We start from the raw sequence: 14,406 nt of genomic DNA, 5'->3' as shown, positions 1-14,406 counted from the left end.
GGAGCGCGACATCGGAACGCGACATCGGAACGCGACATCGGTTCGGGGTCGGTGCTCGACGCGACACTCCTCCGTGTGCCGTCCCCGCCCCGGGGTGGTCAGGTGTGGACCCACCCCGGTCGGCACGAAAGACTCACGGCGGCCGCAGGAGTCGTAGCGATGCCGCCGCCCCTCACAACCCCTTCGCGAAGCACCTGCTGTCCTCGTGGAAGCGGTAGTAGCCGAACCTCACGCAGGGCTCGTAGCCGCTGGACGTGTAGAGGGCGATGGCCTCCGGCTGCTTGGTGCCGGTTTCCAGGACCATGCGGGTGCGGCCGGCCGTGCGGGCGTTCTCCTCCAGGGCGGCCAGCATGCGGCGGGCGAGGCCCAGGCCGCGGGCGTGTGCGACCACGTACATGCGCTTGAGTTCGGCGTCGCCGTCCTCGTTGCCCTCGCCGTTGGCGTTCTGGGAGCGCCAGCCGCCGGTGGCCACGGGGTCGTCGTGCTCGTCGTACGCGATCAGGTACACCCCGCGCGGGGGTTCGAAGTCCGACGGGTCCAGGGTCGTGGCGTCGCCGCCGTCGCCGTAGCGCTCGTGGTACTCCGCCTGGACCTGGTCGTTCAGCTTGACGGCATCGGGGTGATCGAAGGGGACGGGGCGTATATTCATGCCGAGTATCGTACTTCTATGCGTAGGGACTGGGTGTAGGGGGAATCCGGACTCCGTCCAGTGTGCCGGTATTGTGCCCGGGTGCTCATTGTGACCTCAGCAAATGTCAACGGACTGCGGGCCGCCGCGAAGAAGGGCTTCGTGGAGTGGCTCGCGGAGACCTCCGCCGATGTGCTCTGCCTCCAGGAGGTGCGAGCCGAGCCGGAGCAGTTGCCGGAGCGGGTCCGCACCCCCGAGGGCTGGCACGTCGTGCACGCGCCGGCCGCCGCGAAGGGTCGCGCGGGCGTCTCCCTCTACACCCGCCGTGAGCCGGACCGTGTCCAGGTCGGCTTCGGATCGGCCGAGTTCGACGGCAGCGGGCGCTACGTCGAGGCCGACCTCCCCGGCGTCACCGTCGCGAGCCTCTACCTGCCCTCCGGCGAGGTCGGCACCGAGCGGCAGGACGAGAAGGTCCGCTTCATGGACGAGTTCCTCGCCTATCTGAAGGGGTTGCGCGAGCGGTCCGCCGCCGACGGCCGCGAGGTCGTCGTCTGCGGCGACTGGAACATCGCCCACCAGCCGGCCGACCTCAAGAACTGGCGCGCCAACCAGAAGAGTTCGGGCTTCCTGCCCGAGGAGCGGGAGTGGCTGGGCCGGGTCCTCGACGCGGAGGACGGGGCGTACGTCGACGTCGTACGGACCCTGCACCCGGACGTGGACGGGCCGTACTCGTGGTGGTCGTACCGGGGGCGGGCGTTCGACAACGACAGCGGCTGGCGGATCGACTATCACGTTGCGACGCCTGGCCTCGCCGCCAAGGCGGTCAAGGGGTACGTCGAGCGCGCGGCCACGCACGACGAGCGCTGGTCGGACCACGCGCCGGTCACGGTGGTCTACGACCTCTGAGGCCCCGGGCGGCCCGGTGGCGACGGTGGTCTACGGCCTCTGAGGGGCCTGGCCGTCCTGTTGTATCCGTCGGTCCATCGCCAGTGACAGTTCCGCCTCCACGACGCTCTTCGCCAGTGGCCGCAGGCGCTGCAGGTCCTCCGCCGTGCGGCCGCCCTGGGCCAGCACCAGCTCGGTGAAGAGGTCCGCGAGGGACTCCGCGTGCTCGCGGACGCGGCGGCCGGCGCCCAGGACGTCGGCCAGCGGGATGCCCTCGCGGACCAGCGCGGCCGTGACGTCCAGGAGGCGGCGGCTGATGTGGACGATCTCGCCGCCGTCGGTGCCGAGGTAGCCGAGTTCGAGCGAGGCGGCGAAGTTCTCCGGGGTGGCCTGGTCGCCGAAGTAGTCGGCGAGGGCCTCCGGGGTGAGCCGGACCGGGGTCTCCTCGGTGGGGGCGCCCAGCCCCAGCAACTCGCCGACGTTGCGGCCGTGGTCGAAGGCCTCGGCGAGTTCCGCGATGCCGTTGAGGGTGTGGCCGCGCTCCAGCAGCCCCGAGATCGTGCGCAGCCGGGCCAGGTGCGTCTCGTCGTACCAGGCGATACGGCCCTCCCGGCGCGGCGGGTGGATGAGTTTGCGCTCGCGGTAGAAGCGCAGGGTGCGCACCGTGATGCCGGCCTCCTCGGCCAGTTCCTCCATGCGGTACTCGCGCTTGTGTTCTGCCTTCTCCGCCACGCCCGCACCCTACGTGGTACCCCCGGTAACTTTCCGCCTCCCGCCCCCTACCCATGAGTACGGACCTGCTCTACAGTCCGATTGCGCCAGTGTTCACTGGCGTGGTTGCGTGGTCGTATGGGAGGGCACGGGATGACCGAACACGAGCATGTGCGGGTGGCGGTGATCGGGTCCGGGTTCGGCGGACTGGGGGCCGCGGTGCGGTTGCGGCGCGAGGGCGTCACCGACTTCGTCGTCCTGGAGCGCGCCGACAGCGTGGGCGGGACCTGGCGGGACAACAGCTATCCGGGGTGCGCCTGCGACGTGCCGTCGCACCTGTACTCGTTCTCCTTCGCGCCGAACGCCGACTGGCCGCGCACCTTCTCCGGGCAGGAGCACATCCGCGCCTATCTGGAGAACGTCGCGGACGTCTTCCGGCTCCGGTCCCACCTGCGCTTCAACTCCGAAGTGAAGATGATGACTTGGGACGCGGAGCGGCTGCGCTGGGACATCGAGACCAGCGGCGGTTCCTACTCCGCCGACCTCGTCGTCTCCGCCACCGGGCCGCTCTCCGACCCCAAGATCCCGGACATCCCCGGTCTGGACTCCTTCCCCGGCAAGGTCTTCCACTCCGCCCGCTGGGACCACGACTACGACCTGCGCGGCAAGCGCGTCGCCATGGTCGGCACCGGCGCCTCCGCGATCCAGATCGTGCCGGCGATCCAGCCCGAGGTGGAGCGCCTCACCCTCTTCCAGCGCACCCCGCCCTGGGTGATGCCCCGCGTCGACCGCCCCATCAGCGGCGCCGAACGCGCCCTGCACCGCGCGCTGCCCTTCACCACCCAGGCCAGGCGCGGACTCCTGTGGGGGCTGCGGGAGTTGCAGGTCCAGGCGTTCACCAAGCGGCCCAACGAGCTGGGAATGGTGGAGCAGTTGGCCAGGCGCAACATGGCCCGCTCCATCAAGGACCCGGCCCTGCGCGCCAGACTCACCCCCGACTACCGCATCGGCTGCAAGCGCATCCTGCTCTCCAGCACCTACTACCCGGCCCTCGCCCGGCCCAATGTCGACGTCGTGGCAAGCGGGTTGAGCGAGATCCGCGGTTCGACCGTCGTCGCCGCCGACGGCAGTACGGCCGAGGTCGACGCGATCGTCTTCGGTACGGGCTTCCACGTCACGGACATGCCGATCGCCGAACGGGTCGTCGGCGCGGACGGGCGGTCGCTGGCCGAGGCGTGGCAGGGCGGGATGCGGGCCCTGCGCGGCGCCTCCGCGGCCGGGTTCCCCAACTGGATGACCATCATCGGGCCCAACACCGGCCTCGGGAACTCCTCCATGATCCTGATGATCGAGTCCCAACTGAACTATCTCGCCGACTACGTACGGCAGTTGGACGTCCTGGGCGGCCGGGTCGCCCTCGACGCCAGGCCCGGCGCCGTGGACGCCTGGAACCGGCGCGTGCAGGAACGCATGGAGCGGACCGTGTGGAACACCGGTGGCTGCACCAGTTGGTACCTCGACGCGAGCGGCCGCAACACCACCATCTGGCCGGGTACGACGACCGAGTTCCGCAAGGCCACGCGGCGCGTGGACCTCACGGAGTACGAGGTCGTGCGGGCGCAGGCCGACAGGAAGGCCGAGAAGGACGAGGTCGCCGTATGAGCCGCCTCATGCACGTCTCGTCCGGGCCGTACGCCCCGCCCGTCCCCGCCCGGGAGTTGACCGTCACCTCGGCCGACGGATCCCGGCTGTACGTCGAGGTGCACGGCCGCGAGGGGGCGCCCGTCGTCGTCCTCGCGCACGGGTGGTCCTGTTCCACGGCCTTCTGGGCCGCGCAGACAAGGGACTTGGCGGTGGACCACCGGGTCGTCGTCTACGACCAGCGGGGGCACGGGCGCAGTCCGGCCGCCGTCACGCACAGTACCGACGCGCTCGCCGACGACCTGGAAGCCGTACTGGAGGAGACCCTCGCGCCCGGGGAGAAGGCCGTGATCGCGGGGCACTCCATGGGCGGGATGACCGTGCTGGCGGCCGCCGGGCGGGCGCGGTTCCGGGAGCACGCGGTGGCCGTTCTGCTGTGCAGTACGGGGAGTTCGCGGCTGGTCGACGAGTCGCTCGTGGTGCCGTTGCGGGCCGGGCGGGTGCGGACCTGGCTGACCCGGAAGATACTGGGGTCGCGGGCGCCGCTCGGGCCGGTCACGCCGGCCGCGCGGCGGATCCTCAAGTACGGGACGATGGGGCCCGGTTCCGCGCCGCACATGGTCGAGGCGTGTGCGCGGATCGTGCACGCGTGCCCGAGGACGGTGCGGCACGCGTGGTCGCGCGTTCTCGACTCGCTCGAACTCGACGACGGCGTACGCGAGTTGATGGTCCCCACCGCCGTCCTCGTCGGTACGGCGGACCGGATGACGCCGCCGGTGCACGCGCGGGCGCTGGTCGCCGCGCTGCCGAACTGTGTCGGGATCACCGAGTTGCCCGGGCTCGGCCATATGACGCCCGTCGAGGCGCCGGAGCTGGTCAGCGCGAGGATTCGTGAACTGGCCGCCACCTACGCACACATCAAGGAGGGCGCATGAGCGGCAAGGTGAGCCTGGAGGGCCAGGTCGCGGTCGTGACCGGGGCGGCGCGAGGTGTCGGCGAGTTGCTCGCCCGCAAACTCTCCGCGCGCGGGGCCACGTTGGCGCTCGTCGGGCTGGAGCCGGACGAACTCAAGCGGGTCTCCGAACGGCTGCACACCGACAGCGGCCACTGGTACGCGGACGTGACGGATCACGAGGCGATGGCCCGGGTGGCGGGTGAGGTCAAGGAGAGGTTCGGGAAGGTCGACATCGTCGTCGCCAACGCGGGTGTCGCCAGCGGCGGGCCTTTCCTCGACTCCGATCCGGTCGCGTGGCGGCGGGTGATCGAGGTGAATCTGATCGGGTCCGCCGTGACCGCGCGGGCGTTCCTGCCGGTGCTGATGGAGAGCCGGGGGTACCTGCTGCAGATCGCGTCGCTGGCCGCGATCACGCCCGCGCCGATGATGAGCGCGTACTGCGCGTCCAAGTCCGGTGTCGAGGCGTACGCGCACAGTCTGCGTGCGGAGGTCGGCTACAAGGGTGTACGGGTCGGGGTCGGGTATCTGTCGTGGACCGATACGGACATGGTGCGCGGGGCCGATCAGGACGCGGTCATGCGGGAGTTGCGGGAACGGTTGCCGTGGCCGTCCAACAAGACGTATCCGCTGGGGCCGGCGGTGGACCGGATCGTCGCCGGGATCGAGCGGCGGTCGAGTCATGTGTACGGGCAGTGGTGGTTGCGGGGGATGCAGGGGGTTCGGGGGTATCTGCCGGGGGTCATCGGGGCGGTGGGGACGCGGGAGATGCGGCGGGTCGGGGCTCGGCTGGAAGGGATGCGGACGGGGCTTGTCGGGGCCGGTGGGGCGGCGGACGAAGCGGCTCGTGCTACTCAGCGTGACTGATCGAAATGCGCGCTTTGTCCTGGCGTGTGAATCTGGTCGAGGCCCGACCAAGGGCCGTTTCCCCCCCACTACGGGAGTGAACCCACATGGGTATGAAGGACCAGTTCCAGGACAAGGCCAAGGACCTCGCCGAGAAGGCCAAGGACCGTATGGACCAGGGCAAGGACCAGGCGCGGGACCGCGGTCAGCAGCGGGAAGAGGACGCTGAGCGTACGGGGCAGGGTGCGCGGGAGCGTATGGACCGGGAGATGGACCAGGACTACGACGTGTAGTTGAGGTCTGATTGCGTGGGACGCCCTGTGTTCTGGGGCGTCCCACGTTTCGTTGGTGGGTGCGGGGCGCCCCTAAGTACGTCACCCTTCCCTGTCTCAAGAACGTGGGGGGAGTTTCGGTCTTGAGCGGTCCGGTACGGCGCTGTGGTCCGGCGGGGTTGCAGCCGGGTGGATGGACAGTAGGTCAAGCGCCAGCCGGATTGCGTCGTCCAACTGGGCGTGGCGGCCCTCCGCCCAGTCCAGGGGGGTGCGCAGGATCTCCAAGTCCGGTGTGACGCCCCTGTTTTCCACCGACCAGCCGTACGCGTCGAACCAGGCCGCGTTCATGGGGACCGTGATCACCGTGCCGTCGCCGAGTTGGTGGCGGCCGGTCATGCCGACCACTCCGCCCCAGGTGCGTTGGCCTACGACCGGGCCGAGTTTCAGCAGTTTGAAGGCCGCCGTGATCATGTCGCCGTCCGACGAAGTCGCCTCGTCGGCCAGGGCAACCACCGGGCCCCTGGGGGCGTTTGAGGCGTACGACACCGGTTGGGCGTTGCGGGTCAGGTCCCAGCCGAGGATGGTGCGGGTGAGTTTCTCCACGACCAGTTCGCTGATGTGGCCGCCCGCGTTGCCGCGTACGTCGACGATGAGGGCGGGGCGGGAGACCTCCAGGCGCAGGTCGCGGTTGAACTGGGCCCAGCCGGAGCCGCCCATGTCGGGGATGTGGAGGTAGCCGCAGTGGCCGCCGCTCAACTCCCGTACCACGGCCCGGCGTTTGGCCACCCAGTCCTGGTAGCGCAGGGGGCGTTCGTCGACGAGGGGGACCACGGCGACGCGGCGTGCTCTGCCCTCGCCCTCCGCCGGGGTGAAGGTCAGCTCCACCGTCGTGCCGCCCGCGCCCGCCAACAGGGGGTAGGGGCCGGTGAGTTGGTCCACCGGGCGGCCGTCCACGTGGGTCAGGACCGCGCCCTCCCGGATGCCCGTGCCGGCCAGCGGCGAACGGGCCTTGGAGTCCGACGACTCGCCGGGGAGGATGCGGGTCACCGTCCAACCGCCCTCCCTGTGCACGAAGTTGGCGCCCAGCAGGCCCTGGCGGCGCTGGTAGTGGGGCGGGCCCTCGTTGCGGCGGGACGGGGTGACGTAGGCGTGCGAGGTGCCCAACTCGCCCAGGACCTCGCGGAGCAGGTCCGCGAAGTCGTCGGGGGACGCGACGCGTTCGACCAGGGGGCGGTACTGGTCGAGAACCCCGTTCCAGTCGATGCCGCACATCTGCGGGTCCCAGTAGTACGCGCGGATCAGACGGCCCGCCTCCTCGTACGACTGGCGCCACTCGGCGGACGGGTCGGCCTCGTGCAGGATGCGGCGCAGGTCGATCCAGACGGTGGAGTCTCCGTCGCCGGACTCCGTCGAGGGGACCGCTCGTAGTTCGTCCTCGTCGACCACGACCAGCCGTGAGCCGTCGCCGCTCACCGCGAACCAGTCGAGGTGGTCGACGAGTTCGGACTTCTTCGCCTTGCTGATGTTGAAGTACTCCAGGGTCGGCCGGCCGCTGGTGTCGTCCGGGTTGGCGAAGGTCTCGCCCAGCGCGCCCGAGATCGGCCAGCGCAGCCAGACCAGGCCGCCGCCCGAAACCGGGTACAGCGCCGAGTACTTGGAGGCCGAGACCGGGAACGGGGTGACCCTGCTCTCCAGGCCCTCCACCTCCACCGTGACCGCGCCGTCCGCGCCCTCGTCGTCCTCCGCCGCGTCGAGTCCGCCGGCGGCCGGGCGGCCCTCCGGGGTCAGGGCGAAGGGGGAGGGGGTGGCCGAGGAGAGGGGGACCAGGTAGGGGCGGCAGCCGAGCGGGAAGGACAGGTCGCCGGTGTGGACGTCGTAGACCGGGTCGAAGCCGCGCCAGGAGAGGAAAGCGAGGTAGCGGCCGTCCCGGGTGAAGACCGGATTCTCGTCCTCGAAGCGGCCGTTGGTGACGTCGACGATCAGACGGTCCTTCATCCGGGCCATCTTGATCTGGCGGAGGCTGCGGCCGATGCCCGGGTGGGACCAGGTCAGCCAGGTGCCGTCGGGGGAGAAGGCGAGGTCGCGGACCGGCCCGTTGATCGAGCGGATCAGCTCCGTGACCTCGCCTCCCCCAGACTCCGTCCGGGAGGTGCCCCCAGCGTCCTCCGTCGCGTCCAGCAGGAGCAGCCGTCCGTCGTGCGCGGCGATCGCGAGGCGCTCGCCCGCCGAGTCCGACACCAGCTCCAGTACGCGGCCCACCTCGCCGGAGGCGAGCCGGCGGGGCTCGCGGTCGCCGGTGGCGCGGGGCAGGTAGGCGATCTCGATCGCGTCCTCGCCGTCCGCGTCCGTGACGTAGGCGAGCTGCCCGCCGCTGCCGAGCATCTCGGGGAGCCGGACCCGTACGCCCGGGGTGTCGGTGATGGTGCGGGCCGGGCCGTCGCGGTGGGTCAGCCAGTACAGGCTGCCGCGGATCACGACGGCGCTCGCCCGGCCCGTCTCGTCGACCGAGATGCCGTCCACGTGCTGGGCGGCGGGTACCTGGTAGGGACGGCGTCCCGCGCGTGGCCCGCTCAGGCGTACGTCCAGTTGGTGCGGGACCGAGGACGCCGACAGGTCGTCGACGATCCACAGGTCACCGGCGCACTGGTAGACGACCCGGGTGCCGTCGCTGGCCGCGTGCCGGGCGTAGAAGGCGTCGTGGTCGGTGTGGCGCCGCAGGTCGGAGCCGTCGTAGGAACAGGAGTAGAGGTTGCCGATGCCCTCGTGGTCGGAGAGGAAGGCGATGCGGCCGTCGACGAACATCGGGGAGTGCAGATGGCCTTCGAGGTCGGCGAGGAGGCGGCGGCCGTGCAGCCAGAGGCGGCCCATGGCGCCGCCGCGGTAGCGCTTCCAGGCGGCCGGTTCGTGTGGTGGGGTGCCGGTCAGGAGGAGGGTCTGGTGTTCGCCGTCGAGGTCGGCGAGCTGGATGTCGGAGACCGGGCCCCAGGGGAGCCGGCCGCCGGGGTCGCCGTCGGTGGGGACCTTGTGGGCCCAGGTGAAATAGGAGAACGGCTCCCCGTGCGAGGCCACGGCGAGGATGTCGCCGTCCGGGGTCCAGCCGCAGACCTGGGTGTCCGGGCTGCCCCAGTACGTCAGCCGGCGGCCGGGACCGCCCTCGACCGGCGCCAGATGGATCTCCGGCACCAGGCTCCGCCAGGTCGTGTACGCGATGTGGCGGCCGTCGGGCGAGAAGCGGGGGTGGCCGACCTTCGTGCGGTCGACGGTGAGCCGCCAGGCGCGGCCCCTGCCGTCGAGGGGGGCCAGCCAGAGATCGTCCTCGGCCACGAAGCTCAGGAGGTCGCCATTGAGGTGCGGCAGGCGCAGATAGCTCACCTCCCTATGCTTTTCCGGGGGACGGACCGGAGCAACTTATGAAAAATCACCGGCGTGGCGCGACGGGTGACCCAGCACACGTACGAAACGGTTTCGTTTCGTAGGGAGGTGCGCTACATTCGTCATGTACGAAACCGTGTCGTTCGGAGCTGGGAAGGTGAGTCGCATGACTGAAGTCGCAACGGCGCGTCGCAGTCGCATCACACCCGAGCGCGAGGCCGAGTTGTACGCGGCCGTGCTCGACCTGCTCCGTGAAGTCGGCTACGACGCCCTGACCATGGACGGCGTAGCGGCCCGCACCCGGTCCAGCAAGGCGACGCTCTACCGCCAGTGGGGCGGCAAGGCCGAGCTGGTGGCCAAAGCGGTGCGGCACAACAAGCCGGGCGCGTCGGCCGCCGAGGTCAACACCGGTTCGCTCAGGGGCGACTTCCACGCCCTCACGATGCGTTCCGACGACTGCGAGATGGAACAGAACTCCGCGCTGATGCGGGGCCTGGCCATGGCCATGCACGGCAACCCGGACCTCCTCAAGGCGTTCCGGGAACACCTCGTCGAACCCGAGATGGCGGAGTTCCAGACGATGCTCCGGCGGGCGATCGACCGGGGTGAGATCCGTGCCGACAATCCGGCGATCGAGTACATCGTGCACATGATGATCGGTGGGTTCGCCGCCCGCACCATGATCGACGAGCAGCCGCCCACCCAGGCTTTCCTGCTGTCGTACATCGACGCCGTGGTGCTCCCCGCACTGGGCGCACCAGTACCCACCACCTGAAAAACCCACAGCACGCCCACCTGACGTAACCGCTCACGTCGTCGGGCCGATCACCCGTGTCCCCAACCGGCTGATCACCCCTGCCCCGAAGAACCCCACGACCTGACCGGGAGTACGCCCTCGTGGCCACGTTCCTCTACAAAGTCGGCCGTCTCGCCTTCAGGCGACGCCACTTCGTCGCCCTCATCTGGATCGCCCTGCTGACCCTCGCGGGGGTCGGCGCGGCCAGCGCGCCCGCCGCGGGCTCCACCTCCTTCTCCATACCCGGGACCGAGGCCCAGAAGGCCTTCGACCTGCTGGACCAGCGCTTCCCCGGCTCCAGTTCGGACGGCGCCACCGCGCGGATCGTCTTCAAGGCGCCGAGCGGCGAGAAGATGACCGACGCCGCCAACAAGGCGACCGTCGAGAAGACGGTGAAGGAACTGGCCGACGGCTCCGAAGTCGTCTCCGTCTCCGACCCGTTCACCACGAACGCCGTGAGCAAGGACGGGACGGTCGCCTACACCTCGGTGAAGTACGACGTCGCCGGCATGGAACTCAAGGACTCCAGCAAGGATGCGCTGGAGGACACCGCGGCCGACGCCCGGGCCACCGGGCTGACCGTCGACGTCGGCGGTGACGCGCTGCAGGCCGCCGCGGAGATGGGCGTCGGCGAGATCATCGGCATCGCCCTGGCCGCCGTCGTCCTCCTCATCACCCTCGGCTCACTCGTCTCGGCCGGCCTGCCGCTGCTGACGGCGATCATCGGGGTGGGGATCGGCGTCTCGACGATCACCGCCCTGGCGAAGACGCTGGACCTGGGATCGACGACCTCCACGCTGGCGATGATGATCGGCCTCGCCGTCGGCATCGACTACGCGCTGTTCATCGTCTCCCGCTACCGGGCCGAACTGGCCGAGGGCCGCGAACGCGAGGACGCGGCAGGCCGGGCCGTGGGCACGGCAGGCTCGGCGGTGGTCTTCGCCGGACTCACGGTCGTCATCGCGCTGGCCGGTCTCGCGGTCGTCAACGTGCCGATGCTGACCAAGATGGGCGTCGCGGCGGCGGGCACGGTCGTGGTCGCGGTGCTCATCGCACTGACCATGATCCCCGCGCTGCTCGGCTACGCGGGCCGCAGGATCAAGCCCACCGGCGAGAAGGCCAAGTGGCTGGGCGGCGGCAGCGCCAAGGAAGCGGCCAAGGCGGCCAGGCCGAACATGGGCACCCGCTGGGCGAGCTTCGTCGTACGGCGTCCCGCGGCCGTCCTGATCCTCAGCGTGCTCGGCCTCGGCGCGATCGCGCTGCCGGCCAGCCAGCTCCAGTTGGGTCTGCCCGACGACAGCTCGCAGCCGACGTCCACCACCCAGCGACGGGCCTACGACCTCCTCGCGGAGGGCTTCGGCCCCGGCTTCAACGGCCCGCTGATGATCGTCGTGGATGCCAAGAACAGCGACGCGCCCAAGGCCGCGGCCACCACGGTGACCGACAAGATCAAGACTCTCGACGACGTGGTCTCGGTCAGTCCGGCCGTGTTCAACAAGGCCGGTGACACCGCGACGATCACCGTCGTGCCCGACTCCAAGCCGTCGTCGGTGACCACCGAGGACCTGGTGCACTCCATCCGTGGCGAGGGCGCCGGCATCAAGGCCGACACCGACGCGCAGGTGCTGGTCACCGGCACCACGGCGATGAACATCGACTTCTCGCAGAAGCTCAACGACGCGCTGATCCCGTACCTGGCCCTGGTGGTCGGCCTCGCCTTCCTGCTCCTGATCGTGGTCTTCCGCTCGATCCTGGTCCCGCTGAAGGCGGCCCTCGGCTTCCTGCTCAGCGTGCTCGCCTCGCTCGGCGCGGTCGTCGCCGTCTTCCAGTGGGGCTGGCTGTCGGGCCTGATCGGCGTGGAGGAGACCGGTCCGATCATGTCGATGATGCCGATCTTCCTGGTGGGCGTGGTCTTCGGCCTGGCGATGGACTACGAGGTGTTCCTCGTGACCCGGATGCGCGAGGCGTACGTCCATGGCGAGAAGCCCAGCCAGGCCGTCGTCACCGGGTTCAAGCACGGTGCGCGGGTCGTCACCGCCGCGGCGGTCATCATGATGGCGGTCTTCGCGGGCTTCATCACCTCCAGCGAGTCCATGGTCAAGATGATCGGCTTCGGCCTGGCGGTCGCGGTCTTCTTCGACGCGTTCGTGGTCCGCATGGCGATCGTCCCCGCGGTGCTCGCGCTGCTCGGCAAGAAGGCCTGGTGGCTGCCGCAGTGGCTGAACCGGATCCTGCCGAACGTGGACGTCGAGGGCGAGGGCCTGCGCGAGTTGGACGCCAAGGACTCGGATCCCGATGAGGACCGGGAGTTGGTCCGGGCCTGAGGCGGCTGCCGCGAGGCACTGAGGCACCGGGCAACTGATCTGCCGCGTCACCGAGTTCGGGTGGCGCGGCAGATCGCGTCGGTGACAGCACCGCACGAACCGGAGTTCCTGGCCGAGCTGAACCGAGCGGATGTCAGTGGGCCGAACTAGCGTGTTGAGCATGACCACACTCACAGAACGCCCCAACACCGCACTCCTGCTGATCGACGTCCAGGTCGGCGTCGTGGCGGATGCGTACGAGCGTGACGCGGTCGTCGCCAACATCGCCCGGCTCGTCGACAAGGCACGGGAGCAAGACGTCCAGGTCGTCTGGATCCAGCACTCCGACGAGAACGTACCGATAGGCAGCGAGGCCTGGGAGTACGTCCCCGAACTGACCCGCCGCGACCCGGAACCGCTCGTCCCCAAGAGCTACCCCGACTCCTTCGAGGACACGTCCTTGGAACAGGTACTCGCCGAGGCCGGAGTCGGCCGCCTGGTGGTGACCGGCGCGTCCACCGACGCCTGCATCCGCTCCACGATCCACGGCGCGTTCGTACGCGGCTACGACGTGACGCTCGTCGGCGATGCCCACACCACGTCGGACCTGAGCAAGTGGGGTGCGCCGCCGCCGGAGCAGGTCATCGCCCACACGAACCTGTACTGGAAGTACCACGAGGCGCCAGGGCGTACGGCTGCTGTTGCCCAGGCAAAAGAAGTGACGTTCGGAGACTGATCCTGCGCTGTGATGTGCGGGTTGGGCCACTCGCTTCTTTGTCAGTGTCGGGCTTCCGCGGCCCGAGTAAAGGGCGCTCCCTGCGGTCGCGTCGGCTGCGCCGATTCCGCTCCGCTCCACCCTTGACTCGGTCCGCTCCAGCCCGTTTCAGAAGCGAGCGAGCAGCCCGGAAGAATGGGTGGCCCAGCCATGAATTCCCTTGCCTGCACTGCGTACTGGGCCGGAGTGAGGGAGCGCGCTCGCGCCTCGCCAGCACGCCGGGCCGGCTTAGCGGCCAACCCCCGGTGGGGACTTCCCGAGCAAGACTCCGGGCCTGCGGGCGCAGGGGCGCGCTGGCGTCTCGCCTGCACGCCGGGTCGGCTCAGCGGCCAACGGCGGGTGGGGACTTCGGTACGAGCACTCCGGGCCTGCGGGCGCAGGGGCGCGGTCGCGTCTCGCCCGCACACCGGATCGGTCGGCTCAGCGGCCCACGACTGGTGGCCGGTGAACGGTGGGTGGGTGCTGGAGGCTGGGGGTAAAACTAACCACCGTCACGGGCTTTGACCGGTTAGGAAAGACCCCAGCTTCCAGACAGGACAGGGTCGGCGGCGAGAAGGGAGCCCCGGGAGCGAGGGCTGTGGGGGTCGGGAGATGTGACACCTCGACCCCCGACCGTCACATTGCTGCGGAACGGCGCCCCGGGCGAGAAGACGATCGGCGAACGGGGCCCACCGGCCGGGCTCCCACCCAGCCCAGGACTGACTGACTGCCTTAGGCCCTCTCTCCTGCCTCAGGCCATCCCTCCTGCCCCGGAGCCTCCCTGCCGACCCGGAGTCTTGGTTGCGGAAGTCCCCACCGGACGTTCGCCGCTGAGCCGACCGAGCCATTGGGCGGGCGAGGCGCGAACGCGCCCCTGCGTACCGCAGGCCCGGAGCCTCGGAGTCTTGTGCGGAAGTCCCCACTCGCCGTTGGCCGCTAAGCCGGCCCGGCGTGCTGGCGAGATGGGAACGCGCCCCTGCGCGCGCATGCCCGGAGCCCCGGAGTCTCGTGCGGAAGTCCCCACCGGGGGTTGGCCGCTGAGTCGGCCCGGCGTGCTGGCGAGGCGCGAGCGCGTCCCCTCACCCCGGCCCAGAACGCACTACAGGCAAGGGAACTCATACCTCGGCCCCCATTCCTCCGGGCTGCTCGCTCGCTTCTGAAACGGGCTGGAGCGGGTCGAGTCAAGGGTGGAGCGGAGCGGAATCGGCGTAGCCGACGCGACCGTAGGGAGCGCCCTTTACTCGGG

The 14,406-nt window shown here is 70.1% G+C and carries 11 protein-coding genes; 8 read left to right on the top strand and 3 right to left on the bottom strand.

What is annotated here, in order from left to right; genetic code table 11:
• Nucleotides 1-172: 172 nt before the first annotated feature.
• Nucleotides 173-649 carry a GNAT family N-acetyltransferase gene (locus OG223_RS22505; RefSeq protein ID WP_329251467.1) on the bottom strand — a complete coding sequence of 159 codons (477 nt, stop codon included), beginning with the start codon at nucleotides 647-649 and terminating at the stop codon, nucleotides 173-175.
• Between the two features lie 81 nt (nucleotides 650-730).
• Here OG223_RS22505 and OG223_RS22500 point away from each other — a divergent pair, with 81 nt between their 5' ends.
• Complete coding sequence (locus tag OG223_RS22500; RefSeq protein WP_329251464.1) at nucleotides 731-1,534, top strand: exodeoxyribonuclease III; 804 nt, start codon at nucleotides 731-733, stop codon at nucleotides 1,532-1,534.
• 30 nt (nucleotides 1,535-1,564) lie between these two features.
• Here OG223_RS22500 and OG223_RS22495 read toward each other — a convergent pair whose 3' ends face one another.
• Entirely contained in the window at nucleotides 1,565-2,209 is a 645-nt protein-coding gene (locus OG223_RS22495; RefSeq protein WP_443073848.1) for a MerR family transcriptional regulator, read from the bottom strand.
• Nucleotides 2,210-2,377: 168 nt separating this feature from the next.
• Between OG223_RS22495 and OG223_RS22490 the strand changes: the two genes are divergently transcribed.
• The 4 genes from OG223_RS22490 to OG223_RS22475 all read left to right on the top strand — a co-directional run bounded on the left by OG223_RS22490 (nucleotide 2,378) and on the right by OG223_RS22475 (nucleotide 5,956).
• Nucleotides 2,378-3,886 carry a flavin-containing monooxygenase gene (locus OG223_RS22490; RefSeq protein ID WP_329251460.1) on the top strand — a complete coding sequence of 503 codons (1,509 nt, stop codon included), beginning with the start codon at nucleotides 2,378-2,380 and terminating at the stop codon, nucleotides 3,884-3,886.
• Nucleotides 3,883-4,800, top strand: coding sequence for an alpha/beta fold hydrolase (locus OG223_RS22485; protein ID WP_329251457.1), 918 nt, complete (start codon nucleotides 3,883-3,885; stop codon nucleotides 4,798-4,800). Before OG223_RS22490 ends, OG223_RS22485 begins: the two co-directional genes overlap by 4 nt.
• Entirely contained in the window at nucleotides 4,797-5,684 is an 888-nt protein-coding gene (locus OG223_RS22480) for an SDR family oxidoreductase (protein ID WP_329251454.1), read from the top strand. Before OG223_RS22485 ends, OG223_RS22480 begins: the two co-directional genes overlap by 4 nt.
• 86 nt (nucleotides 5,685-5,770) lie before the next feature.
• Entirely contained in the window at nucleotides 5,771-5,956 is a 186-nt protein-coding gene (locus OG223_RS22475) for a hypothetical protein (protein ID WP_329251452.1), read from the top strand.
• A gap of 96 nt (nucleotides 5,957-6,052) precedes the next feature.
• Here the strand turns inward: OG223_RS22475 and OG223_RS22470 are convergent, their stop codons facing one another.
• Entirely contained in the window at nucleotides 6,053-9,307 is a 3,255-nt protein-coding gene (locus OG223_RS22470; RefSeq protein ID WP_329251450.1) for a S41 family peptidase, read from the bottom strand.
• A gap of 166 nt (nucleotides 9,308-9,473) precedes the next feature.
• Between OG223_RS22470 and OG223_RS22465 the strand changes: the two genes are divergently transcribed.
• The 3 genes from OG223_RS22465 (at nucleotide 9,474) to OG223_RS22455 (ending at nucleotide 13,142) form a co-directional block, all read left to right on the top strand.
• Entirely contained in the window at nucleotides 9,474-10,082 is a 609-nt protein-coding gene (locus tag OG223_RS22465) for a TetR/AcrR family transcriptional regulator (protein WP_329251447.1), read from the top strand.
• 122 nt (nucleotides 10,083-10,204) lie between these two features.
• Entirely contained in the window at nucleotides 10,205-12,427 is a 2,223-nt protein-coding gene (locus OG223_RS22460) for an MMPL family transporter (protein ID WP_329251443.1), read from the top strand.
• A 160-nt stretch (nucleotides 12,428-12,587) separates the two neighbouring features.
• A complete protein-coding gene (locus tag OG223_RS22455; RefSeq protein WP_329251441.1) occupies nucleotides 12,588-13,142 on the top strand; it encodes an isochorismatase family protein in 555 nt (184 codons plus the stop codon).
• Nucleotides 13,143-14,406: the final 1,264 nt, after the last annotated feature.

Source organism: Streptomyces sp. NBC_01478 (assembly GCF_036227225.1).
GTDB lineage: Bacteria > Actinomycetota > Actinomycetes > Streptomycetales > Streptomycetaceae > Streptomyces.
Note: the sequence above shows the minus strand (reverse complement) of the source record. Positions and strands in the feature narration are given on the sequence as shown.